Origin of the sequence: Polaromonas sp., from assembly GCF_013817205.1 — a bacterium.
Lineage (GTDB): Bacteria > Pseudomonadota > Gammaproteobacteria > Burkholderiales > Burkholderiaceae_C > Polaromonas.
The window spans coordinates 1-21,599 of record NZ_JACDDD010000008.1 but is presented as its reverse complement, the minus strand read 5'-3'; the positions used below and the strand labels follow the sequence as shown (position 1 = coordinate 21,599).

General features: G+C 63.4%; 19 protein-coding genes, 1 tRNA gene and 1 pseudogene. 6 read left to right on the top strand and 15 right to left on the bottom strand.

All coding sequences use genetic code 11. The features are described from left to right. Nucleotides 1-24 precede the first annotated feature (24 nt). Nucleotides 25-282, bottom strand: coding sequence for a hypothetical protein (locus tag H0W47_RS03290; RefSeq protein WP_296920673.1), 258 nt, complete (start codon nt 280-282; stop codon nt 25-27). A 181-nt stretch (nt 283-463) separates the two neighbouring features. On the opposite strand from H0W47_RS03290, the gene H0W47_RS03285 reads away from it, so the two are divergent. Both H0W47_RS03285 and H0W47_RS03280 read left to right on the top strand, forming a co-directional pair. Further along, nucleotides 464-2,803: a xanthine dehydrogenase family protein molybdopterin-binding subunit gene (locus H0W47_RS03285; protein ID WP_296920669.1), complete on the top strand. Its 2,340-nt coding sequence runs from the start codon at nt 464-466 to the stop codon at nt 2,801-2,803. Nucleotides 2,804-2,968: 165 nt separating this feature from the next. Further along, nucleotides 2,969-4,039 carry a flavodoxin family protein gene (locus H0W47_RS03280; RefSeq protein ID WP_296920665.1) on the top strand — a complete coding sequence of 357 codons (1,071 nt, stop codon included), beginning with the start codon at nt 2,969-2,971 and terminating at the stop codon, nt 4,037-4,039. Between the two features lie 2 nt (nt 4,040-4,041). Here H0W47_RS03280 and H0W47_RS03275 read toward each other — a convergent pair whose 3' ends face one another. The 5 genes from H0W47_RS03275 to H0W47_RS03255 all read right to left on the bottom strand — a co-directional run bounded on the left by H0W47_RS03275 (nt 4,042) and on the right by H0W47_RS03255 (nt 8,602). After that, on the bottom strand, nt 4,042-4,506 hold the full coding sequence (locus H0W47_RS03275) for a TerB family tellurite resistance protein (protein ID WP_296920662.1): 465 nt from the start codon (nt 4,504-4,506) through the stop codon (nt 4,042-4,044). A 64-nt stretch (nt 4,507-4,570) separates the two neighbouring features. After that, nucleotides 4,571-5,905, bottom strand: a complete 1,335-nt coding sequence (locus tag H0W47_RS03270) for a DUF1501 domain-containing protein (protein ID WP_296920659.1) — start codon at nt 5,903-5,905, stop codon at nt 4,571-4,573. Between the two features lie 18 nt (nt 5,906-5,923). Beyond that, a complete protein-coding gene (locus tag H0W47_RS03265) occupies nt 5,924-7,342 on the bottom strand; it encodes a DUF1800 domain-containing protein (protein WP_296920656.1) in 1,419 nt (472 codons plus the stop codon). 230 nt (nt 7,343-7,572) lie between these two features. Continuing rightward, a tRNA-Ala gene (locus H0W47_RS03260) sits at nt 7,573-7,648 on the bottom strand. Between the two features lie 69 nt (nt 7,649-7,717). After that, nucleotides 7,718-8,602 (bottom strand): LysR family transcriptional regulator, encoded by an 885-nt coding sequence (locus H0W47_RS03255; protein ID WP_296920653.1) that lies wholly within the window; start codon nt 8,600-8,602, stop codon nt 7,718-7,720. A 95-nt stretch (nt 8,603-8,697) separates the two neighbouring features. On the opposite strand from H0W47_RS03255, the gene H0W47_RS03250 reads away from it, so the two are divergent. From H0W47_RS03250 to H0W47_RS03240, 3 genes are all read left to right on the top strand, one after another. After that, nucleotides 8,698-9,027 (top strand): HPF/RaiA family ribosome-associated protein, encoded by a 330-nt coding sequence (locus tag H0W47_RS03250; RefSeq protein ID WP_296920650.1) that lies wholly within the window; start codon nt 8,698-8,700, stop codon nt 9,025-9,027. A 40-nt stretch (nt 9,028-9,067) separates the two neighbouring features. Continuing rightward, on the top strand, nt 9,068-9,343 hold the full coding sequence (locus H0W47_RS03245) for a zf-TFIIB domain-containing protein (protein ID WP_296920647.1): 276 nt from the start codon (nt 9,068-9,070) through the stop codon (nt 9,341-9,343). A gap of 201 nt (nt 9,344-9,544) precedes the next feature. Further along, a complete protein-coding gene (locus tag H0W47_RS03240; protein ID WP_296920645.1) occupies nt 9,545-10,519 on the top strand; it encodes a TerC family protein in 975 nt (324 codons plus the stop codon). A 157-nt stretch (nt 10,520-10,676) separates the two neighbouring features. Here H0W47_RS03240 and H0W47_RS03235 read toward each other — a convergent pair whose 3' ends face one another. From H0W47_RS03235 to H0W47_RS03205, 7 genes are all read right to left on the bottom strand, one after another. After that, complete coding sequence (locus tag H0W47_RS03235) at nt 10,677-12,026, bottom strand: TolC family outer membrane protein (protein WP_296920642.1); 1,350 nt, start codon at nt 12,024-12,026, stop codon at nt 10,677-10,679. A 43-nt stretch (nt 12,027-12,069) separates the two neighbouring features. Next, nucleotides 12,070-12,426: a rhodanese-like domain-containing protein gene (locus H0W47_RS03230; RefSeq protein ID WP_296920640.1), complete on the bottom strand. Its 357-nt coding sequence runs from the start codon at nt 12,424-12,426 to the stop codon at nt 12,070-12,072. Nucleotides 12,427-12,445: 19 nt separating this feature from the next. Then, nucleotides 12,446-13,129 (bottom strand): protein-L-isoaspartate O-methyltransferase, encoded by a 684-nt coding sequence (locus tag H0W47_RS03225; protein WP_296920637.1) that lies wholly within the window; start codon nt 13,127-13,129, stop codon nt 12,446-12,448. 50 nt (nt 13,130-13,179) lie between these two features. Continuing rightward, nucleotides 13,180-16,410, bottom strand: coding sequence for an efflux RND transporter permease subunit (locus H0W47_RS03220; RefSeq protein ID WP_296920634.1), 3,231 nt, complete (start codon nt 16,408-16,410; stop codon nt 13,180-13,182). 5 nt (nt 16,411-16,415) lie between these two features. Continuing rightward, nucleotides 16,416-17,606, bottom strand: coding sequence for an efflux RND transporter periplasmic adaptor subunit (locus H0W47_RS03215; RefSeq protein WP_296920631.1), 1,191 nt, complete (start codon nt 17,604-17,606; stop codon nt 16,416-16,418). After that, complete coding sequence (locus H0W47_RS03210) at nt 17,603-18,298, bottom strand: TetR/AcrR family transcriptional regulator (protein ID WP_296920629.1); 696 nt, start codon at nt 18,296-18,298, stop codon at nt 17,603-17,605. The genes H0W47_RS03215 and H0W47_RS03210 overlap by 4 nt, the downstream gene beginning before the upstream one ends. A 103-nt stretch (nt 18,299-18,401) precedes the next feature. Beyond that, nucleotides 18,402-19,172: a YdcF family protein gene (locus H0W47_RS03205; RefSeq protein ID WP_296920626.1), complete on the bottom strand. Its 771-nt coding sequence runs from the start codon at nt 19,170-19,172 to the stop codon at nt 18,402-18,404. Between the two features lie 171 nt (nt 19,173-19,343). Between H0W47_RS03205 and msrA the strand changes: the two genes are divergently transcribed. Further along, entirely contained in the window at nt 19,344-19,913 is a 570-nt protein-coding gene (gene msrA, locus H0W47_RS03200) for a peptide-methionine (S)-S-oxide reductase MsrA (RefSeq protein WP_296920625.1), read from the top strand. Between the two features lie 7 nt (nt 19,914-19,920). Here the strand turns inward: msrA and H0W47_RS03195 are convergent, their stop codons facing one another. Next, nucleotides 19,921-20,916 (bottom strand): succinylglutamate desuccinylase/aspartoacylase family protein, encoded by a 996-nt coding sequence (locus H0W47_RS03195; protein ID WP_296920622.1) that lies wholly within the window; start codon nt 20,914-20,916, stop codon nt 19,921-19,923. Between the two features lie 569 nt (nt 20,917-21,485). Then, nucleotides 21,486-21,599, bottom strand: a pseudogene (locus tag H0W47_RS03190) (IS5/IS1182 family transposase); the annotation flags it as partial.

Genomic DNA, 21,599 nt, shown 5'->3' with positions numbered 1-21,599 from the left:
ACCATTTTGATAGCTGTAGGAGGTTTACTGCGGTCCGGCCGGCCCGTGGCTGCGTGTGAATTTGCGGCGCAGCCAGAGGCCGCCGAAAGCCAGGCCGAGCGCCAGGGCAAACCAGCCGACCAATGATGCACCAGCGACGATGCCCTGCATGCCGGGCGATTTGATGAAGTAGGGAGACACCAGCACGGCCAGTCCGATCAGGATGCAGAGGCCGCTCTTGATGAGCAGCTCGTTATTGGCCTTGTTGCTGTGGCGGCGAATGGGGGGAGAAGGTAGGGGCATGGCCCCATTGTCGGTGATTGCGTCGCTCCGACGGCATGCCGGGTCATGCGGGCCGGATCGTCCCGGGCATTGACCACCTGCACCGACGGCGGTATGCCTTTATAGTGGCAGGCAGGTTTGCGGCGCGGGCCAGGCTACCTGTTTAACCCGCAACGCTGCGACCTCCACCCAAGGGGCATTTTTGACCACACTTTCCCACGCAGCCGCTGACCAGCCCGCACGTTTTGGCAGCGGCCAGGCGGTTCGACGCCTTGAAGATGACGCCTTGCTGGCCGGGACCGGCCAGTTCACTGACGACGTGACGCTGGCGGAACAGACCCGTCTGTTTTTTGTACGCTCACCTTATCCCCATGCACGTATTGCCTCGGTGGACAGTTCGGCGGCGCTGGCCATGCCCGGCGTTTTGGCCATCGTCACCGGGGCGGACCTGGTGGCGGCAGGTGTCGAGCCGATTCCCGGCATAGGCGGCTTCAGGCGAGCCGACGGCACCCCCTGCGCCACACCGCCGCGCCGGGCGCTGGCCCATGAGCGGGTGCGCTTTGTCGGCGAGGCGGTCGCTGCGGTGGTGGCCCTGAGCCTGCGTCAGGCCCGCGATGCGGCCGAGGCGGTGATGGTGGACTATGACGAGCTACCCATGGTGGTCGATATCAGCGACGCCATGGCAGCGGGCGCGCCGGCGCTGTGCCCGGAGGCGCCAGACAACATCGCGGCCGAAACGCGTTACGGTGATGCTGCAGCCACTGCGGCTGCATTTGCGGCGGCGCGCCACATCGTCAGGCTCGACATCGTCAACCAGCGGCTGGCGGCTCTGAGCCTGGAGCCGCGCTCGGTGCTGGCCGGTTTCGATATTCCCTCGGAGCGCCTGACCATCCGCATGAGCACGCAGATGCCTTCGGGGGTGCGCAACTCGGTGTGTGACGCGCTGGGTATTCCGAAGGAGTCGGTGCGTGTCATCGTTGGCGACGTGGGTGGCGGCTTCGGCATGAAAACCGGCGTGTACCCCGAGGACGTGACCGTTGCCTTTTGCGCACGAACACTCCAGCGCAACGTGAAGTGGGTGGCCGATCGCAGCGAGGAGTTCATCTCCGCCACGCATGGCCGCGACCTGCAAAGCCATGCCGAACTGGCACTCGACGAGAGCGGCAGGATCCTGGCCCTGCGGCTGGCCTCGCTGGCCAATGTGGGCGCCTACCCCACCGGCGCCGGGGCGGCCATCCAGCTGCTGATTGGCCCCTGGGTGCAGACCAGCGTTTACGACATTCAGACCATTGACTTTCATTTCCGGGCGGTGATGACCAACACCGCACCGACCAGCGCCTACCGAGGTGCCGGCCGGCCCGAAGCCATCTTCATCATGGAGCGGCTGATGGACGAAGCCGCGCGCCAGACGGGCATGGACCGTATAGCGCTGCGCCGCCGCAACTTCATCTCGCCCGCGCAGATGCCCTACACCAACCCCATGGGGCAGGTGTATGACTGCGGAAAGTTCGAAGCCGTGATGGACCAGGCGCTGGCACTGGCCGACTGGGCAGGATTTGAGGCGCGTGCCGCAGCGTCCAGAACGCGCGGGCTGCTGCGCGGCCTCGGTATCTCCACCTTTCTGGAATGGACCGGCGGCAATGCGCTGGAAGAACGTGTGACCCTGTCTGTGCGGGCAGACGACGGCGTAATCGAGGTCTTTTCGGCCGTCAACGCCATGGGCCAGGGCATTCTGACCTCGCTGACGCAGCTGGTGGTGGACGCCTTCGGTGTGTCGCCAGAAAAAGTCCGCATCGTGCTGGGCGACACCGACCGTGGCGACGGTTTCGGCAGCGCCGGCTCGCGCTCGCTGTTTACCGGTGGCTCGGCCGTGCGTGTGGGTGCGGAGCGCACGATAGCCAAGGCACGGCAACTTGCGGCCAGGGAGTTCGAAGCCGCCGAACAGGACATCACTTACGAGGGTGGCAAGTTCACGGTGGCCGGCACCGACCTCGCCATTGACATTTTTGCGCTCGCAGCGCGCCAGGAAGGCGAGCGCATCTTCATGGAGTCGACCACCGCAGCCTCTGGCCCCTCCTGGCCCAACGGCTGCCACATCAGCGAGGTCGAGATCGACCCGCAAACCGGCCATGTCGCGGTGGTGGCCTATGCCTCGGTCAACGACGTGGGCCGCGTCGTGAATCCGATGATTGTGCGTGGCCAGCTCGACGGTGGCGCGGTACAGGGCATCGGCCAGGCGCTGCACGAACACCTGATTTACGACCGTGAGACCGGCCAGCCGGTGACCGGCAGCCTGATGGATTACACCGCGCCGCGCGCGGCGGATACACCGCCGTTCCGGACCGAGATGGATCAGTCCACGCCTTGCCTGACCAACACGCTGGGTGTCAAGGGTGTGGGCGAACTCGGCACGATTGGCGCCGGCCCCAGCGTGGTCAATGCGGTGGCTGATGCTCTGGCGCGAGCCGGCTTGGCTGCGCAGGCACCGCGCCTGCAGATGCCCTTGACCCCGTCACGCGTGTGGCAGGCGCTGCAGCCTTGATCTTTAATAATAAAGTTGATTAGCCCAGGCCCGTCATGGGTTAGCAACTGTAAAGTTAGTCGCTTTCAAGGCGCTGAAGAAAGCGGTTGAGTTGTCGTCCGAAAGATGCGTAGGACGGCGCGCAAACCTGCTCGTTGCGCCTGGCGGTCTGCCTAAACTGGCCTGATGACTGATATCCGAAAAGGCCAGGCGCCGGCCGTTTTGTCGCGCAGCACTTTCCACGAGCGCTTCATGCAGTCCTTCATGGACCCAGCCTTCCAGGCCGAGGAAGTCGCTATCTCGCGGGTCGAGCAGATCGCCTGGGAGGCCTACAAGGAGGGCCGTAAGGCGCCGGTCACACGCAAGGCGGGGCGAGCATATGCCGACCCCAACTACGACCTGTCGGTCGAGTGGCTGGAAACCAAAAAACGCATCGACAAGGCCGCAGCCGCCTGGAAGAAGCCCCTAACCCCATCGCGCGTGTTGCTGATCTGCGGCTCGTCTCGCAACGACGGCACCTGCCCCGGTGAAATCTCCAAGACCTTCCGCATGGTCGAGTGGGCGCAGAAGGTATTGAAAAAGGAAAAAATGGAGGTCGACGTGCTGGACCTGAGCCTCCTCACATCAAGCTATCACCTGAACATACACCCTTGCAAAGGATGTGTGTCCACCGCAATGCCGCTGTGCCACTGGCCCTGCAGTTGTTATCCCAACCATTCAATGGGCCAGACCAGCGACTGGATGAACGAGATTTATGAACGCTGGACCGCTGCGCACGCCGTTATCCTCATGACGCCGGTGTACTGGTACCAGTCGCCCGGTCCGCTCAAGCAGATGATCGACCGGCTGGTCTGCGCCGACGGCGGCAACCCCGACCCGACCACCACCCACGGCAAAAACCCGGCCGAGGCCAAGGCGCTCGAACTCAAGGGCTGGCACTATCCGAAACATCTCGCGGGCCGGGTCTACGGCCTGGTGGTGCATGGGGACGTGGCCGGCATCGAAGGGGTGCGGCGTGGCTTGTCAGACTGGCTGGACTGGATGGGCCTGATAGATGCCGGCAGCCAGGCGAGACTGGATCGCTACCTTGGCTACTACGAACCGTACGCGACAAGCCACCAGACGCTGGACGCAGACAAGGCCATGCAGGCCGAGGTGCGCAACGTGGCGCTCGCTGTGGCCCACGCCGTGAAGGAGTTGCGCGCCGGCAAACTGTCGCAGCCCGACAAGGGCCTGGCGCGGCCGCGCCCCAAATAGGCTCAGATTGCGGCGGCGTTTTCTTTGGCCCGCATCTTGGCGCCAATGTACTCGCCATGCGTGACATGCAGCAGGCCGGCGACCTTGCTGATCAGGTGGTTTTCATGCGCGCCGAGGTGCGCGTCGGCATAGGCCACCTCCCACATGTTTTTGATGATGTGAATCTTCTGCGCGTGCGTGAAGTGATCGTTGAGGCTGGAGGTGAAGCGGTGGTAGTCGTAAGCCGTTTTCGCGGTTTCCGCAGCCAGCTCCATCAGCCGCGCCAGCTCATCGTCGGCCAGCGCGAATTTGCCACGCAGGGTGGCGATGACGGCATTCTGCTCCTCGGCCTGGATGCCAGTGTCGGCGCGCATGACCTCGACCAGCAGCACCGCCGTTGCCAGTTGCAGCGCGTGTTGCTGCTCTTCGGCCGAGGGCGGCGCAGGTGCCGAAAAAGAGTCGAACAGGTCCTTGAGGTTTCTCAGCATGCAGATCCTTGAGTTAAAAAGCTCGCTGATGGAGCTGCCCGACCAGTGCTTTGTTCCGCCAGTTTCAAGCTTTTCGCAGCAGGTTGTCGAGGCGCGTGTCCCAGCGTGCACCCGGCAGCACCGCGGCCAGCGCCGAGTCGGGCAGGGCGAAGCTGCCACGCAGAACCTGCGCCAGCACCGCTCGGTACTCGTGATGCGCCGGCAGGTCGCGCCCGTCGTTCAGATTACCGGGCGCCAGACCGGTCCACTCGCCATGCCAGCGTCCGCCATTGATGCGATTGCCGATCAGCCACATCGCGTTGCCGAAGCCGTGGTCGGTGCCGCGGCTGCCGTTTTCACCAGCGGTGCGGCCGAACTCGCTCATCACCGCGATCACATCGCCAGGCTCTGAAAAATCCTGGCGTAGCTGCGTGATGCCCGTGGCCAGATTGCCAAGCCGGCCGGCAAGCTGACCGGTGGCGTGGCCCTGGTTGGCGTGCGTGTCCCAACCACCGGCCGACAGAAAACCGATGCGCAGCTTGCGGTCATTGCGCATGAGCGTGCCGAGATGTTGCGCATCGAGTTGCAGGCCCACCGGGTCGGCTGCGCCGTTGCTGGCCGCCAGCATCTGTGCGTTCTGCGCTTGCATGCCAGGCACGGCGCCATCGACCTTTGCTGCGGTATCTGGCATCGCCGCCATGCGCCGGCTGTCGGCGGCCATCTTCTCGGTGCTGAGCTCCTGCGCGCTCTGCATGCGGCTGCCCGCGCCCATGCGGAAGGCCTCGCCAAGTTTGTCATTGCCGGCGTAGAGGTCCAGCAGGGCCTGCCGCGTTTTGTCGTTGGCCAGCACACCGGTGCGCTGTGCCGCCTGGCCGCGCGGGATCAGTTTCACCGTGGCATCGCCCGCCAGAATGGCTGGGTTGGCTTCGCCCACACCGAGTGCGGCGGCGTCCTGGCCGCTCGTGCCCGCCAGCTTGTTGAGCCAGCCCGGTGCGGCGCTGGTCTTGCCGCTTTGCGCAATTTCCATCTGGTACTGCGCGTCGAAGTGTGAACGGTTGGGCGCCGGCAGGCCGGCTGCCGGCACAAAACCCAGCACGCCTTGCTGCCACAGCGGCAACAGCGGCGACAGCGCCGGGTGCAGCGCAAAACTGTTGTCGAGCCTGATTGCGGTCAGCGCGCTGCCATCTGGCGCGGCAATCGCGATATTGGGCCGCAGCCTGTAGTAGTCCGCATCGGCATAGGGCACCAAAGCCGACAGGCCGTCGTAGGCGCCGCGCAAAAACACCACGACCAGACGGCCAGCGCCGGGGCGGGCGCCGGCAGGCGCGGCTTGTGCCCAGACCTGCGGAGCGTGTGCAGCAGCCAGCAGGCTGCCAGCGCCAAGAAGGAGATGCCGGCGAGAAAAAGCGGTCTTGTTCATAGTGAGTCCTCGCGCGGTCTATTTGCGCATGAAGTCGGGGCTGGCCAGGGTGAGCCCGGTGCGTGTTGCCGGTGCTTCGCGTGCGATGCGCTCACGGCTGGCCGGGCTCAAAAACGGCTGCAGGTACAGCGGCTCGGCCATGCGTCCGCCCAGCGCCATCGCGTAGTCAGCTCGCCGCGTCAGTGCCTCGGGCGCCAGCCAGGTCGCGGCGTCGGTCTTGTAGCCGTCGGGCGTCTGCCAGCCGTGCAGGGGCTGGCCGGCCTGCGCCAGAAAACCCAGTGTGAGCTGGATGTCGCGCCGATCTTTAACGCCGCCGCCGGCCACCAGCGCCGAGCAGGCAAAGTCCAGCGGCGTCTTGAACAGCGCGTTGCCTTCGCGCCAGAATTCAGGCGACTCGACCATGCTGCGCATGACGGCGCGGATATCGCCTTGCGTGCGCGTGAAGGTTGCGGCCAGACGGTCGGTCAGGGCCTTGGGCGGCTTGTCGGCCACAAATGTTTCGGCCAGGCGCTGCGCGATGCGTTGGGCGGTAGCCGGGTGGCGCGTCAGCATGCGGATGGCTTCCTCGCCTTCGCGCTGGCCGTCCGACGTGAAACGCCGGCCCAGCAGAACTTTGTCACCCTTGTCGTGCAGGCGTTCGGCGAAACGGAAGGCCTCGCCCTGCGGCAGGGCAAGCGTCCAGCCGGTCAGGATGCGCGCCAGTTCGCGCACGTCGTTCTGGGAATAGCCGGCGTTGACACCCAGGGTGTGCAGCTCCATCAATTCGCGCGCATAGTTTTCATTGATGCCACGCGCGGTGCTCTGCGCCTGGTCCAGGTAAAGCAGCATGGCCGGATGCTGCGCGCTGGCCAGCAACATGTCTTCGAAGCGGCCCAAGGCGTTGGCGCGTATCACATTGACCGCATAGTGACCGACGAAGGGACGCACCGCGCCCTTTCCGACAAACACATTGAGGTGGTTGAACCAGAACTCGGTCATGCGCGCCAGCAAAGGCTGCTCCAGCGCCGGGTCGCTGCAGGCCATCAGCCGCCAGGCGGCCGCGTTTTGCTGCATCTCGCGGCTGAAGTTCTCTGTGTTTTGGGCCGTGCCCGCCGGCGGCGTGCCAGTTGCATCGGCACCCATCATGCGGCGTTCCTGACGCTCGGCGTAAAAGTTCGCAGCCAAGCGGTCGGCCGGCTGGTTGAACGCCGCCAGCTCCGCCGGGATGACCGGTGCCCGCTGGCTGGCTTCAGATGCCGCGTCGATCTGCTGCAGCGCCCAGGCCCTGGCATCGGACTGCGCGGCCGCTGCGGTCGCGGCGCTCGGTCCGTAACCCAGGCGCGATGTGGCTCGCCAGGCGGCGTTGAGCTCTGCTGTGCTGGCTTGTGCGCAAGCGGAGCCACCGACGAGCAGCAGGCAGGTCAAAAAAGCGGTGGCGGTGCGGGGGTATGAATCCATCAGGCTCTCCAGCTGCCAATGGTCACATGCCGAAGACCCATTGGGTGGCCCGGGTTCGCAGCTTTACAGAGCTTTACGGAGGGAGCGAAGACCGGCAGGGCGCTGCAGAATCCGGGGTTTTATGCATCAAAAGTGCCCCTGGCCCCCGTCAGTAAAGGGGAAATTGCTCCTGAAAGCATAGCATTGAGAGCTCCTGCCATGCGGCATCGAACTGTCGGTGTGCGCGCAGGTGGTGGAGAGGAGGAGGATCGAACTCCCGACCTCCGCATTGCGAACGCGGCGCTCTCCCAGCTGAGCTACCCCCCCAATGTCGCCGATGGTACGGCGCCGCCGCTGACCAGCCCCCCCGGGCTTTCCCGGTCCCAGTCAGGAAATTTACCGCGCGGCGGGAAGCAGCTTTTGCACCAGCGGGTGCAGCAGCTTTTTATGCGCTGCAATCGCATAGAAATGCTGCTCTACGCCTTCGCAAGGCCCGACACGCCGCACCTGGTAGCGGGCAAGCATTTCCTCCTGCACCAGCTCCGCGGCAGGGAACACACCCATGCCGGCCGCGCCAAAGGTCTTGAGCAAAGCGCTATCCTCAAATTCGCCGACCAGGTGGGGGGTGATGCCCAGCCGGTCAAACCACTGGTTGATCGGCAGGCGCACTGCGCTGTGGGGGGTGGGCAGCAGGACCGGCACATGGGCGAGTGATTGCGGAAAGCCCTTGCCCGCGGCCGCGTGGTGCGACGCAGGCGCATACCAGGCCAGCGGCGACGAGGCGAGCGGGTGACTGTAGAGCCTGACGTTGGGATTGGGCGGCGCCGGACGGTCGGCAAAAATCACATCAAGCCGGTGTAATGCCAGATCACCGAGCAGGCGTTCAAACTCGTCGTCATGGCAGACCAGCTTCAGCCGGGGCTGGCGCATGACGGGCTCCATCAGGCGCCGCACAGCGAGCTTGGGCAGGCCGTCGGAGATGCCGACCGCCAGCCGGACAGCGGGCGCGCTGCCCGCATCGCGCACCAGCGCGGGCAGCTGTTCGCCAAGCTGGAAGATCTGTTCGGCCTGCTGCAAGGCCGCCATACCGGCCTCGGTCAAGGCCAGCCCGCGACCGTCGGGCTTGAGCAGGGCGTAGCCGAGCGCGCGTTCCAGTTCGCGCACCTGCGTGCTTACGGTCTGTACAGCCATGCCCAGGCGAGCAGCAGCCCGGGTCATGCCGCCCTCTTTGGCGACGACCCAGAAGTAATACAGGTGGTGGTAGCTGAAGTCCTTGCTCATTGTTCTGTTTTTTAGAAGTATATTTTCGTTATTATCTGCTTTTAAAGAAGTGTGGCGGGCGTTATGGTCGAGGCTTCCAAGCGAAGGAGATCGACATGTCCGTTATTTTTGAGTCCCGCCAGCCCTGGCTGGAGCAGCTTCGTGGATTGGCACTGCGCCGGACCCGTCAGGCCACACGCCCTCTCGACTGGCTGGCGCCACGCGCCCGGGTGAGGGTCTCGCATGTGCAAGGCGCAATGAGCGGCATCGACAAGCGTTGCGAGGTCCAGCTGACTGCCGAGGGTGCCGGAACCGTCGTCGTCACATCGATCACCCGTGACTGGGGCTCAGCGCTGCAGAGTGCCTTGTCGCGCGCCGTCCGTGCGCTGCTGCGCAAGCTGCAGCCCGTACCACACCGCCGTTCCGCCATCGCCCACCGGTGCTGAGTTGCGGCGCCGCCCTGTTCTTTTTTACGGAGTACTCTTGATGAAATGTCCCCATTGCCCCGATGCAACCCTGCTGATGTCCGAACGGCAGGGCGTCGAGATTGACTACTGCCCCCAGTGCCGGGGTGTCTGGCTGGATCGGGGTGAGCTCGACAAGCTGATCGCCCTGTCTGCGGCGCCACCGGTGCCCGCACCGCCACCGGTTCAGCACGCGCCGCAGAGCAGGCAACCCGACTTCGTGGATTCCGACTACCGGCATCGCCAGCGTGGCTACCCGCGCAAGCAGAAGTCCTGGCTCGGCGAGATCTTCGACTGAGAGTCATCCCCTCCCAAAAAAGGAGGGATCCAATAAGCAGTTGTCTGCGAGAGGGTCGAACGCACCCGCCGTCATTGCTGCCGGACCACCGGCATGCTTGCTGGCTGCCCTCTGACAGCAACTTGCCACCCATGAAAACAATCTCTTCAACCATGCTTCCACGAATACGACTTTCAAGTGCACCACCTCCAGGATGTACTGATGAGCAATATTGAATCTTTCGCGACCGGCCCGATGTGGGCCGGCTTCATCGCCTTTGTGATTGTCATGCTTGCCCTGGACTTGTTTGTCCTGGGTGGCAACAAGGCCCACCGCGTATCAGTCAAGGAGGCGGGGAGCTGGGTTGTGGCCTGGATGCTGCTGGCCACGACATTCGGCGCCTTGTTGTGGTGGTACCTGGACGGCACGGCTGGACGTGAGGTCGCCAACCGCAAGGCCCTGGAGTTCTTCACCGGCTATCTGATCGAGCAGACCCTGTCCGTGGACAACATGTTTGTGTTCGTGATGATCTTCACCTACTTCGCTGTACCGCCCGAGTTGCAGCGCCGCGTGTTGTTGTATGGCGTGATAGGCGCAATCGTCATGCGCGCCGGGATGATCATGGCCGGCGTCTGGCTGGTGTCGGAGTTTGCCTGGGTGCTTTACGTGTTCGGCCTGTTCCTGGTGGTGACCGGAATCAAAATGTTGGTCATGGCTGATCAAAAGCCGGATCTGGAGAAGAACCCGCTGTTGCGCTGGCTGCGTGGCCATATGCGCATCACCCCGGGATTTCATGGCGAGGCGTTCTTTGTGCGGATCAATGGCCTGCGTTATGCAACGCCCATGTTCCTGGTCCTGATGATGATCGAGGCCAGCGACCTGGTGTTTGCCGTGGACAGCATCCCGGCCATTTTTGCGGTGACCACCGACCCGTTCATCGTGTTCACCTCCAATATTTTCGCAATCATGGGACTGAGGGCGCTGTACTTTTTGCTGGCCGGCATGGCTGAGCGTTTTCATCTGCTCAAGTACGGCCTGGCGCTGGTGCTGGTCTTTATCGGAGGCAAGATGTTGGCGATGCCCTGGTTTCATATGCCCGTGCAGTGGTCGCTGCTCATCGTAGGCTCCATCATTCTTGTTTCCATTGTCCTCAGCTTGAAGATGACCGCTCGCCAACCCTCCCGAGGTGATTCATGACCGACGATTCGACACAACATGCCGTTCCCGACCCCGCCGGCGGCGCGCGATGGCTGGTGGCGGTCGATGGTTCGGCTTGCTCTTTGCGCGCCGTCGCGATGGTCCTCGGGCTCGGCGATACTGGAAAAGGGCGCTGGGGTTGGAGCGTGTCGTCTGCTTACTGGGCCAGCAGCGTATTGATCAGCAGCAGGTCTTCTGGCGTCAAGGTGCCGTTGGCCTGCCGCAGGCGCAGGCCGCCCAGTAGCACGTTGTAGCGGGCGACAGCCAGATCGCGCTTGGTCTGGAACAACTGGCTCTGGGCGTTGAGTACATCAATGTTGATGCGCACGCCGACCTGATAGCCCAGTTTGTTGGCGTCGAGTGCACTCTGGCTGGAGGCCTCGGCGGCTTCCAGTGCCTTGACCTGGCCCTGGCCTGACAACACGCCGAAGTAGGCGGTGCGGGTGCTGAGTGCGACGCCGCGTCTGGCGGCATCCAGGTCAGAGCGCGCTTTTTCTTCCAGAGACAAGGTTTCCCGAATGCGGTTCTGCGTGGCAAAACCGGCAAACAGCGGCAGGTTCAGCGCCACGCCAACCGTGGTGGTGTTGGCGCGTGAGTTGAGCGTGTTCAGCGAACTGGCGGTGCCTTGCGGGTTGCGCTGCGCACCATAGCTGGCGGTCAGATCGACGGTGGGTTTGTGGCCGGCTTGCGCCTTGTTGATCTCAAGCTTCGCCACTTCGAGGTTGGCTTCTGCCTGCCGGATGGTGGGGTGCACAGCATCGGATTGCTGCACCCAGGTGTTCACGTCGGCCGGCACCAGTGGCGGCAGATTCGTCGGGGCGACCAGTGGCCGGGGCTGCGCATCGGGCCGACCGACGAGCTGGTCCAGCGCGATCTTCTTGACGCGCAGGTCGTTGTCGGCGGCGATCTCCTGCGCAATCACCAGGTCGTACCTGGCTTGGGCCTCGCGCGAGTCGGTGACGGTGGAGGTGCCAACTTCAAAATTGCGTTTGGCCGAAGCGAGCTGTTCGGCGACGGCTGCTTTTTGGGCCCGGACAAAGGCCAGGGTGTCCTGCGCGGCCAGCACATCGAAGTAAAGCTGGCTGGTGCGCACGATCAGATCCTGCTCGGCCGCCTCAAGCTGGGCTTTGGACAGCGCCACCTGTTGCTTGCCCTGCTCGTAGGTCGCCCAGTTGGCGGGCCGGTACAGCGGCTGCGAGGCGTTCAGGGTCGCGCTTTGCTGGGGAAAGCTCCGGTCCACCACAGGGTTGCTGTTTTCAAAGTTGACCCGAGACACGCCCATGGACAGTCCCGCCTGCGGCAGGATGCCGGCCTTGGCCTGCTCGGCGCGGTAGAGGTTGGCATCGTAGAGCGAACGGGCCGACTGGTAGGTCGCGTCATAGTCGCGTGCGGAGCGGTACAACTCCACCAGGTTCTGGGCCTGCACCGCAGGCGCCAGCGCCGCCAGCACTGCGCCAAGTGCAAGAGCGAGAGGCAGCAGGGCCGGTTTGTTCGGTAGCGGTGTCATGGGTGTCCTGATGAGATGGAGGTCGGGCGTGTGAAGCAACAGTTCAATAATGGGGGACGGCAGCGTCGCGCTGCCGGGACCAGGCATCGATGCCGCCCTGCAGATTGACGACGGCAGTGAAGCCGTTTTGCGCGAGGAAATTCGCCACCTGCAAGCTGCGCATGCCGTGGTGACACAGGCAGGCGATGGGCTGGTCGGCGCCCAGCTTCCCCTTCAATTGTTCAACCCGGGTCGGTACGTCGCGCATGGGAATGCAGAGCAGCGTGAAACCGTCCTCGCAGACCGAGGCGGTTTGTATCTCCCAAGGCTCGCGCACGTCCAGCACCACCGGTGCAGGCGTGCCCGCGCCCGGGCTGTCGCGCCAGGCGTTGAAGTCGGCAGGGGTGAGCTGGGCAATCATGGAGCGGTTATCCGGCAAATCAGAAGTTGAACTTCGAGGGCTCGCGGAAATTAAGCAGGCGTGGCGCCACTGTGTCCCAGGCTTGGGTGGTCCGAAAGGCAGACTCACCGACGCGGGTGACCAGCGTGGCGCGCATCATGGGTTCCACGCCGACGATGGCGCTGAGGCGGCCACCGGTCTTGAGCATGGCCAGCAAGGCTGGCGGAACTTCGGCCACCGAGCCGCTCAGCACGATGACGTCGAAGGGCCCGCTGAGCGTGTCGTTGCTGGAGACCGCCTGTCCGAGATGTGTCGCGCCGTCGCCGGTGCGTACCTCGGCGTTGTAGACGCCGGCCTTTTTGAGGTTATCGCGCGCGAGCTGGGCCAGGTCGGCGTCGATTTCAAGCGTGATCAGTTGCTGCGCGCGATGTGCCAGCAGGGCCGCCATGTAGCCGGATCCGGCGCCTATCTCAAGGACCTTTTCATGTTTTTGCACCGCCAGGTCTTGCAGAATCCGAGCCTCGACCTTGGGGGCCAGCATGCACTGGCCTGGTTGGGAGCTCAGCGGGATTTCCATGTCGGCAAAGGCCAGCGCCCGTTTGGCGGGCGGCACGAAGTCTTCACGTTTGACCACGGCCAGCAAGGAAAGGACCTGACTGTCCAGCACTTCCCAGGGGCGGATTTGCTGCTCGATCATGTTGAAGCGGGCTTGTTCGTAGTTCATGGGGGTGCCTGTGAAATAGCAGTGGAGTAAGTACGGGTAAACCTGTAATTTTAGCGGGGGGGCACTGCAGCAGCAGGCTGGGCGGGGCGCGCGGCGAAACGCCGTTTGAACCACTGGGCCAGGTCATCGAGGTAGCAGTAAGTCACTGGCACCACAACCAGCGTCAGCAGCGAGGAGGTGATCACGCCACCGATCACGGCCTGGCCCATGGGCGCGCGCTGCTCGGAACCTTCGGTCAACGCAAAAGCCAGCGGCACCATGCCGAAGATCATGGCCAGAGTGGTCATCAGGATGGGGCGCAGCCGCACGCGGGCGGCCGTCAGCAGGGCTTCGCTGCGTTCCATGCCCGGGATGCGGCGGCCGTCCGTGTCGGTCCGGTCTTCCCTCATGCGGATCGCAAAGTCCACCAGCAGGATCGCGTTTTTGGTGACCAGGCCCATCAGCATCACCACGCCGATGATGGAAAACATCGACAAGGTCGAGCGGAACAGCAGCAGCGCCAACACCACGCCGATCAGCGTCAGCGGCAGTGAGGTCATCAGCGCAAGCGGCTGCAGGAAACTCTTGAACTGGCTGGCCAGGATCATGTAAATGAACAGAATGGCCAGCACCAGCGCCGAGATCGCATAACCGAAGGATTCGGCCATGTTTTTGGTCGAGCCGCCAAACTGATAGCGGTAGCCCGGCGGAAAGCTGATGCCGTCCAGCGCTTTGCGAATGTCGCCGGACACTTCGCCGGCAGAGCGGTTGTAGACGTTGGCATTGATCGCCACTTCACGCGTCAAGTCGCGCCGGTTGATCTGGTTGGGACCAGTTGCTTCCCGGATGGTGGCCAGCTGGCCCAGGCGCACGGTGCGTGCCGAGCCGTCGGCATTGCTGCCGATGGCACTGCTCAGAAAGGGCAGGCGCTCCAGGTCTTGCGGCGCGTTGCGCGCATCGGGCGAGAGCCGCACGTTCACGTCATAGGTCTGGTCGTCGGGCGCGCGCCAGTTGCCCACCGTTTGCCCTGCCACCAAGGTGCGCAACGGGCCGGCGATCTGCGACACGCTCAGCCCCAGGTCAGAGGCCGCATCGCGCTTGACATTGATTTCGATGGTCGGCTTGTCGGGTTTGAGGCTGGAGTCCAGGTCCACCAGACCGGGGATGGCGATGATGCGTTCCGTCGCCAGCCGGGTCAGCCGTTCCAGCTCCTTGAGGTCGGGGCCTTGCAGTGAAAATTCCACCTGCTTGTTGCCGCCGACGGAGTCGAGCAGGCCGACGTGGGTAACGGTGATGCCGGCCACCTGCTTGAGCCGCTCGCGCAGTACGCCTGACAGCTCATCCACACTGCGACTGCGCGCCTTGCGGTCCACCAGCCGTATGTAGATGCTGGCGTACATCTTGCCCTGGGCATTGCCGGTGTTGATGGTAGACAGGGTGTATTTCACTTCCGGAAACTCGCGCACGATGGATTCCACCTGGGCGGCCTTGGCTTCGGTGGCTTCGAGCGAAGAGCCGACCGGCGTGTAAAAGTTCAGCGAAGTCTCCGAGAAGTCGGCCTTGGGCACAAACTCCGTGCCCAGCAGAGGCACCATGAAGATGCTGGTGACGAAGATGACCATTGCCAGCGCCAGTGTTGCCAGCTTGTGCAGCAGCGACCAGCGCAGGATGCGCTGGTAGGTCTCGGCCAGCGAATCGGTGGCGCGTTCAAACCAGGCCGTCACCCGGCCTATGGTCTTGTCATAAAAACTCACCGGCGCGTGGTGTTTGCCATGCGCCTCTATGCTGGGGTCGTGCCAGATGCTCGACAGCATGGGGTCCAGCGTGAAGCTGACAAACATCGAGATCAGCACCGCCGCCACGATGGTGATGCCGAATTCATGGAAGAACTTGCCGATGATGCCGCCCATGAAACCGATGGGCAGAAACACCGCAACGATGGAGAAGGTGGTAGCCAGCACCGCCAGCCCGATCTCTTGCGTGCCGTCCAGCGAGGCCTGAAAGGGTTGCTTGCCCATCTGCACGTGGCGCACGATGTTCTCGCGCACCACAATCGCATCGTCGATCAGCAGGCCCACACACAGGCTCAGCGCCATCAGCGTGATCATGTTGATGGTGAAGCCGAAGATGTTCATGAACAAAAACGTGCCGATGATGGATATCGGCAGGGTCAGGCCGGTGATGACCGTCGAGCGCCAGGAGTTCAGGAACAAAAACACGATCAGCACCGTCAGCAACGCGCCTTCGATCAGCGTGCGGCGCACGTTCTCGACAGCGACGCGAATCGGGCGCGAACCATCGGAGATCAGTTCCAGCCGCGTGCCTGCAGGCAGCTGCGCCTGCATGTCCTTGATGGCCTGGTTCAGGCCGTCCACCACCGCGATGGTGTTTTCGCCTTGGGCTTTTTGCACGGTCAGCAGCAGCGTGCGCTGGCCGTTGTACAGCGCCAGGCTTTCGACCTCCTGCGAGCCGTCGCGCACGGTGGCGACCTGGCTGACCGTGATGGCCGTGGCGGCGCCGCTGCCCGAGGCCTTGCGCGCCACGATGATGTTGCCAAAGTCCTCGGGCCGCTTCATGCGGGCGTCGATCTTGACGACACGCTCCTGCGCCATCGAGCGGATGGCACCGACCGGCAGATCCTGGTTTTCACTGCGCACTGCATTGGCGACCTGGTCGGCGGTGATGCCCAATGCTTCCATGGCCTGGGGCTTGAGGTAGATGTTGATTTCGCGCTTGCTGCCACCCACCAGACTGACGGCGCCGACGCCGCGCACGTTTTCCAGCCGCTTTTTAAGCACCTGATCAGCCCAGTTGGTCAGTTCCACTGCAGTCGGGACGGCCGTTGTGGCGCTTGTGCCCGCTGCAGCCGGCAGCACGGCTACCGACCAGATGGAACGACTGGCGGGGTCAAAACGCAGCACGCGCGGTTCCTTGACTTCGCTGCGCAGCAGCGGGCGCAGCGAGGCGATTTTTTCGCGTACGTCCTCAGCCGCCTTGCGCCCGTCAATATGCAGCTGGAACTCGATGATGACCACCGACATGCCTTCATAGCTGCGCGAAGTCAGTGCGTTGATGCCGGCGATCGAATTGACGCCTTCCTCGATCTTTTTGGTGACCTCACTCTCGACGATTTCGGGCGAAGCGCCGGGGTATTCGGTGGTCACGACAACCACCGGAAGGTCGATGTTGGGGAACTGGTCCACCTGCAAACGCTGATAGGAAAACAGGCCCAGCACCACGATGCCGAGCATGACCATGGTGGCAAATACCGGGTTTTGCAGGCTGACGCGCGTGAACCACATGGGCGTTAAAGAGCTTTTGGCGACGAGGCTGACGGTGTTGCCGGCGCGGCCCAGGCCGGTGCCTGGGTGAACTTCACCGCCGTGCCTTCGCGCAGGCTGCCGACAGCACCCCGCAGCACCACCGCGTTTTCAACCAGGCCCTTGATGGCGACCATGGGTTCACCGCCGGAAACGTCGCTGCCGCGCACGCCAGGCTCGACCGGCTTGTGGACGATCTGATTGTTTTCCACCACCTGCACATAGGGCGCGGGTTTGTCCGTGCGCACCGCGCTGACCGGCACCGTCAGCACAGCGGCGCGCGCCGTGCCCAATGTGCCCTGCGCGAACAAGCCCTGGCGCAAGCCCGACGTTCCGGCGCTGTTGTCGATGGACAGGTAGACCAGCACACTGCGGCTGCCGGCCTGCGCGCTGGGGTTGATGCGGGCCACGGTGGCGGTGACGGTTTGCGTTGTGCCCTCGATTTGCAGCGTGGCGGTCTGGCCCGGCCGCACTGACACCGCGTCGGCTGCGCTCAGGCTGGCTTCAAGTTCAAGACGGCTCAAGTCAACAATTTCCAGCACCCGGGCGTCCACGCCGACCCGCTCACCGGGCTGCGCCAGCCGCTGCGCGACCTGACCTGACAGGGGCGCGCGCAACACCGTGTCGTCCAGCGATTTTTTTGCCACAGCAACGGCAGCCAGCGCGGCGTTGTGGTTGGCCTTGCCGGCGTTGAGACTGGCCTGCGAGGCGTCGAGCGCGGTTTTGGAGATGAAGCCCTGGTTCACCAGCGCCTGGTTGTTGTCGAACTGGCGCTGCACGATGTCGATCTGCGCCCGGGCTGCATCGGCCTGCTGCTCGGCCTGCATCACGCGCGCCTGGTACTCGCTGGCCTCCACCCGCGCGACCACCTGGCCGGCCTTGACGGTGTCGCCTTCGCGCGCGGTCAGGCCCTGCAGCTCGCCCGCCACACGTGCCTTGACATAGGCCGAGTTGATGGCTTTGAGCGGGCCCGATAGCGCCAGTCCCTGGCTGATCTCGCGGGTTTTCGCCTGCACCACATCGCTGGCGGCCAGCTCCACGGCGGTCTGGGCCCTGGCGGTGCTGGTGGCCGTCAGTGACTGCTGTTGCGCCCGGCGCGCTGACAGGGCGCCGAAAACCGCCGCTGCCAGCAGCAATACGACGAGGCCGGTGAGCGACCACTTCATCCAGGGCTTCATGCCTTGCCTTTCGCAGGTTTGCCGGCGGCGGGCTGAACCGACAGGCCATAGAGAATGGTTTCCACCTGGGCGGCGAGATACTTTGCAGCATTGCCGGGCAGTGTGGGGTCGCCGCAGGTGCCGGCTGAATGTTTGCTGAGCACCAGAAAAACCATGGGCGCGATCACGCTGTAGATGGCGTAGTCCAGGTCCAGGGGGCGAAACTCGCCGCGGTCGATGCCGCGCTGCATGATGCGGCGAATCAGCGTTTGGCCGGGTTGAATCACTTCCTGCTGGTAGAAGGCGTTGATCTCCGGGAAGTTGCCGGCCTCGCTCATCATGAGCTTGGTGATGCCCGAGGCGCGGGTGGCGCCAACGCGCTCCCACCAGGTGTTCATGCAGTAGCTCAGCATCTCGGCGGCGGTGCCTTCAAAAGTCTCGAACTCTTCGTTCCATTCCTTGAAGCGGCCCGAGATGTTTTCCCGCACCACGGCCTTGAAGAGTTCTTCCTTGCTCTGGAAGTAGAGAAACAGCGTGCCCTTGGAGACGCCGGCGCGGGCGGCCACTTCCTCGGCGCGTGTCGCGGTAAAGCCCTTTTCGACAAACAGGTCGAGCGCCGCGTCCAGCAGTTCGCCGGGACGCGCCTCTTTGCGCCGCTCGCGTTTGGCCGACAAGGTCGCGGTTTTGTCGTGGATGAATTTGGAGATGGACATGAATTACTGACTAGCTGGTTAGCAATGTAGCTAGTTGCCGTTTGTCCGTCAAGCCGACGCTATGAGGCTGGGGCCTTGTGCATGCCAGGTGGGCGGGTAAAGCTCAGGTAAAGCGCTGCACCAGCAACCCCAGCCACTCCTTGATCACGACGCGCGAGGCATCCAGCCCGTTGGCCGAGGGCAACCATTCCAGCACGCCATTGCGGCTGGGCAGGATGAAACCCGTTGGCGCCGGCGTGACGGTGAAGCCGGCGCGTTCGAAGGCCGTGACAGATCGCCCCATGTGCCAGGCATGGGTGACCAGGGCAATCCGCTGAATGTTGTCCTTTTGCATCAGGGGTCTGAGAAGCTGCGCGTTTTCTGCGGTGTCGCGTGACTGGCTGTCGATCCAGCGCAGGCTCATACCGTAATCCTGCAGCGCGGCCCGGCGGGCCACTTCGCCTTCGGGCAGGGTTTGGGCCTCTGCTGCGCCCCAACCCAGGCCACCGGCAAAAGCCACAGGCAAGCCGGTTTGCCGTGCCAGCCAGGCACCGTAACGAAGGCGTGCTGCCGCAGGGGGCGTTGCCTGGGCCTCGCCGTATTCCGGCGCCAGCGGGTGCACGCCGCCGCCCAGCACCACAATCGCCTGCACCGGGCTGGCCTTGAGCGCGGTGACGGTCAGTGGCGCGTATTGCGGCAGCAGGTTTAGCGCCAGCCACACCGCCACCGCATGGCAACTGAGCAGCCACAGCCCCGCAGTCGCCACGAAAGCCAGCAGCAGGCCGGCCGCCCTTCTGCGCGCCGCCAGCAGCAAGCCAAAGCCGAGCAGCAGCAAAAGCGAAGCCGGCGGCAGGACCAGGGCGGTCAGCACGGGTTTCAGTTCACCGAGGGTCATCATTCAAATGCTCTCAAATTAATAGCTGACTACGCCCAACTGGCGGGGGCTGGAGGCCGTTTTGATCATCAAACCGGGCCGCGCTTGGCAAAACAGGGGTTTTCTTGGGCATCGACGCTCCGGGCTCATTTTCCAGGATGATGGCGACTTATTGACATGAAAAGGACGAGCATGGAACAGAACACACCCAACGCCGGGCACGGCGCGGGACCGCAGACCATCACCCTGGGGGGCGGCTGCTTCTGGTGTACCGAGGCGGTGTTTGTGCAGGTGCGCGGCATCGTCGACGTGGAGTCGGGTTACAGCAATGGTCACGTCAACCAGCCCAGCTACGAGCAGGTCTGCACCGGCACCACCGGCCACAACGAGGTCGTCAAGCTGGTCTATGACCCTGAGCAGATCAGCCTGCGCGCGATTCTTGAAATCTTCTTCGTCATTCACGATCCGACCACCCTGAACCGCCAGGGCAACGACAGCGGCACGCAATACCGCAGCGGCATTTATTACTCGACACCTGAGCAAAAACAGGTGGCCGAGGACATGGTCAGCGAGTTGAACCAGCAAAAGCTGTTTGGCAAACCGGTCGTCACCGAGGTGCTGCCGGTGGCCAACTACTCGCCGGCCGAGGACTACCACCAGGACTTCTTCGAGAAAAACCCGGACCAGGGTTATTGCATGGCGGTCGCCGGGCCCAAGGTCGCGAAGTTTCGCAAGACGTTTTCGGAGTACGCGAAGGGCTGAGCGGCGTTCAGGTCCGTCGCCGCGCCATGTAGAACCACTCTTGCCCCGGCTCCGCGCGCGGGTTGGGAAACACCACAAATCCGTCATGCGGCGCCTTGACTTCGACGCCGCTGTGACGCGTGCCGATGAGCTCGCCGGCTGTCACGGCATCAAAGCTGCGCCACTCGCGCGCAAAACGATCGTCTGCGTGTTCGCGATCAGTCACATCGACCAGGCGCAGGATCTCGCGCTCTGTGGATGTCGCTTCCAGCGAAAGCGGCACCATGTTCAGCAAGGCGAGCGTCTGCAAAATCGCGCGACGCGCCACCTCCACCGCCAGCGGGTCATCATGCTGCCCGCATTCGAGCGTCACGCCATAACCGCCGCGTGAGCGCATGTACTCGGTAGTACCGACGCCATAGTTCGGGTTGGTGACCAGCGTTTGTGCACGCGCCGATCCTGCGGCGGATGGCGCTGCTGCACGGCGCGACACACCGCGCGCATAGGTGTCCAGCCAGCCCTCGACAATGCGCGGCGCGCCAGTGCACAGCGCGAGCTGCATTTCGGCTTCCGCCTGGCTGAACGGTTCCAGCGTGCCACTGTTGTTCTGCGGGCCGATCATCACAAACGGTGCGCCGCCGGTGTGGAAGGAATGCAGGTCGAGCAACACATCGTGCGCATCGAGCAGCGGGCACAGCACATTGGCAATCCGGTCCTCGAAGTCCTGCGGAATCGCACTTGGCGCCATGTTGCGATTCAGGTTGCGGTCGCCGGTGCGCTGCTTCAATTGATAAGCCAGCGGGTTGGTGACGGGCACAAAAGTCACCGTGCCGCGTTCGATGGTGAGCCGACTCTGGTTGATGTCCTCCAGCAGTTGCGTGATGGCTTTGGCACCGCAGACTTCGTTGCCGTGGACGGCGCCCAGGACCAGCAGCTTCGGGCCGGGGGCCAGGGCGTGGAAACTGTGGGTGGGGAGGTGGGTGGGGCGCCAAGTAGTTGCTGATGGTGGAGATGGGGCGTTCATGAGGGGCTTATTGTTTTAATGCCAACTTGACGTTAAGGTTGTGGCGGTCAACTTGATTCTCCCCCATCCGCGAGATGGAAGACCGAGTGTGCCCGTCATGCTCTGCAAGTCCCAAGGCCAGTTTTTGTTATGGTCTCGGCGTGTCAATCGTCGAGCATTGATGATTTGGACAATCATGAGCTTGATGATGAGGTTTATAGCGCTTGCATTCATTGCAATCTTTGCTCTCGGCGTGTGGTTCCTGGCCGGACACTACTTCGCGAAATTGTTGCCGTTCTCGAGGGGCTTTGGATTCAACTGGTGATGGGTGCTGTCTGGATCAGTCGGATCAGTGACCGCAGCGTGTGTTGCATCGCCATTTTTGGTAATTCTTTTTGAACGGCGTCGCTGGCTTGCTGCATTCTTCGTGGGTTTGCCGGTGTTCGTGGTTGTGATGGATCCAACCGACTTATCGATAGAGGGGGCGTTTTTGGCTCTCTCGTATTTCGTTTTGCTTATGTTGGGCATGTGGGTTTCGTCGCGCGTTTTGAACTCGGCCTAGCAGGTTACGCAGACGCCGTACTTAGAACCTATCCGTAAATAATATTTACGTCCAATTTGATCTTGCGTAGTGCCATGATGGATGCAGCCAAGTGGTTCAGCGCGACAAAGCTGCGGTCAAGCTTTTCGTATCGCACCAGGAG

What these genes read in the sequence shown, in the direction of transcription:
- H0W47_RS03250 (WP_296920650.1), top strand. Translation starts at nt 8,698, where the DNA reads ATGTCCGTTATTTTTGAGTCCCGCCAGCCCTGGCTGGAGCAGCTTCGT.
- H0W47_RS03195 (WP_296920622.1), bottom strand. Translation starts at nt 20,916, where the DNA reads ATGAACGCCCCATCTCCACCATCAGCAACTACTTGGCGCCCCACCCAC.
- H0W47_RS03210 (WP_296920629.1), bottom strand. Translation starts at nt 18,298, where the DNA reads ATGTCCATCTCCAAATTCATCCACGACAAAACCGCGACCTTGTCGGCC.
- H0W47_RS03220 (WP_296920634.1), bottom strand. Translation starts at nt 16,410, where the DNA reads ATGTGGTTCACGCGCGTCAGCCTGCAAAACCCGGTATTTGCCACCATG.
- H0W47_RS03255 (WP_296920653.1), bottom strand. Translation starts at nt 8,602, where the DNA reads ATGAGCAAGGACTTCAGCTACCACCACCTGTATTACTTCTGGGTCGTC.
- H0W47_RS03265 (WP_296920656.1), bottom strand. Translation starts at nt 7,342, where the DNA reads ATGGATTCATACCCCCGCACCGCCACCGCTTTTTTGACCTGCCTGCTG.
- H0W47_RS03230 (WP_296920640.1), bottom strand. Translation starts at nt 12,426, where the DNA reads ATGATTGCCCAGCTCACCCCTGCCGACTTCAACGCCTGGCGCGACAGC.
- H0W47_RS03290 (WP_296920673.1), bottom strand. Translation starts at nt 282, where the DNA reads ATGCCCCTACCTTCTCCCCCCATTCGCCGCCACAGCAACAAGGCCAAT.
- H0W47_RS03280 (WP_296920665.1), top strand. Translation starts at nt 2,969, where the DNA reads ATGACTGATATCCGAAAAGGCCAGGCGCCGGCCGTTTTGTCGCGCAGC.
- H0W47_RS03240 (WP_296920645.1), top strand. Translation starts at nt 9,545, where the DNA reads ATGAGCAATATTGAATCTTTCGCGACCGGCCCGATGTGGGCCGGCTTC.
- H0W47_RS03215 (WP_296920631.1), bottom strand. Translation starts at nt 17,606, where the DNA reads ATGAAGCCCTGGATGAAGTGGTCGCTCACCGGCCTCGTCGTATTGCTG.
- H0W47_RS03205 (WP_296920626.1), bottom strand. Translation starts at nt 19,172, where the DNA reads ATGACCCTCGGTGAACTGAAACCCGTGCTGACCGCCCTGGTCCTGCCG.
- H0W47_RS03225 (WP_296920637.1), bottom strand. Translation starts at nt 13,129, where the DNA reads ATGAACTACGAACAAGCCCGCTTCAACATGATCGAGCAGCAAATCCGC.
- H0W47_RS03245 (WP_296920647.1), top strand. Translation starts at nt 9,068, where the DNA reads ATGAAATGTCCCCATTGCCCCGATGCAACCCTGCTGATGTCCGAACGG.
- msrA (WP_296920625.1), top strand. Translation starts at nt 19,344, where the DNA reads ATGGAACAGAACACACCCAACGCCGGGCACGGCGCGGGACCGCAGACC.
- H0W47_RS03235 (WP_296920642.1), bottom strand. Translation starts at nt 12,026, where the DNA reads ATGACACCGCTACCGAACAAACCGGCCCTGCTGCCTCTCGCTCTTGCA.
- H0W47_RS03270 (WP_296920659.1), bottom strand. Translation starts at nt 5,905, where the DNA reads ATGAACAAGACCGCTTTTTCTCGCCGGCATCTCCTTCTTGGCGCTGGC.
- H0W47_RS03275 (WP_296920662.1), bottom strand. Translation starts at nt 4,506, where the DNA reads ATGCTGAGAAACCTCAAGGACCTGTTCGACTCTTTTTCGGCACCTGCG.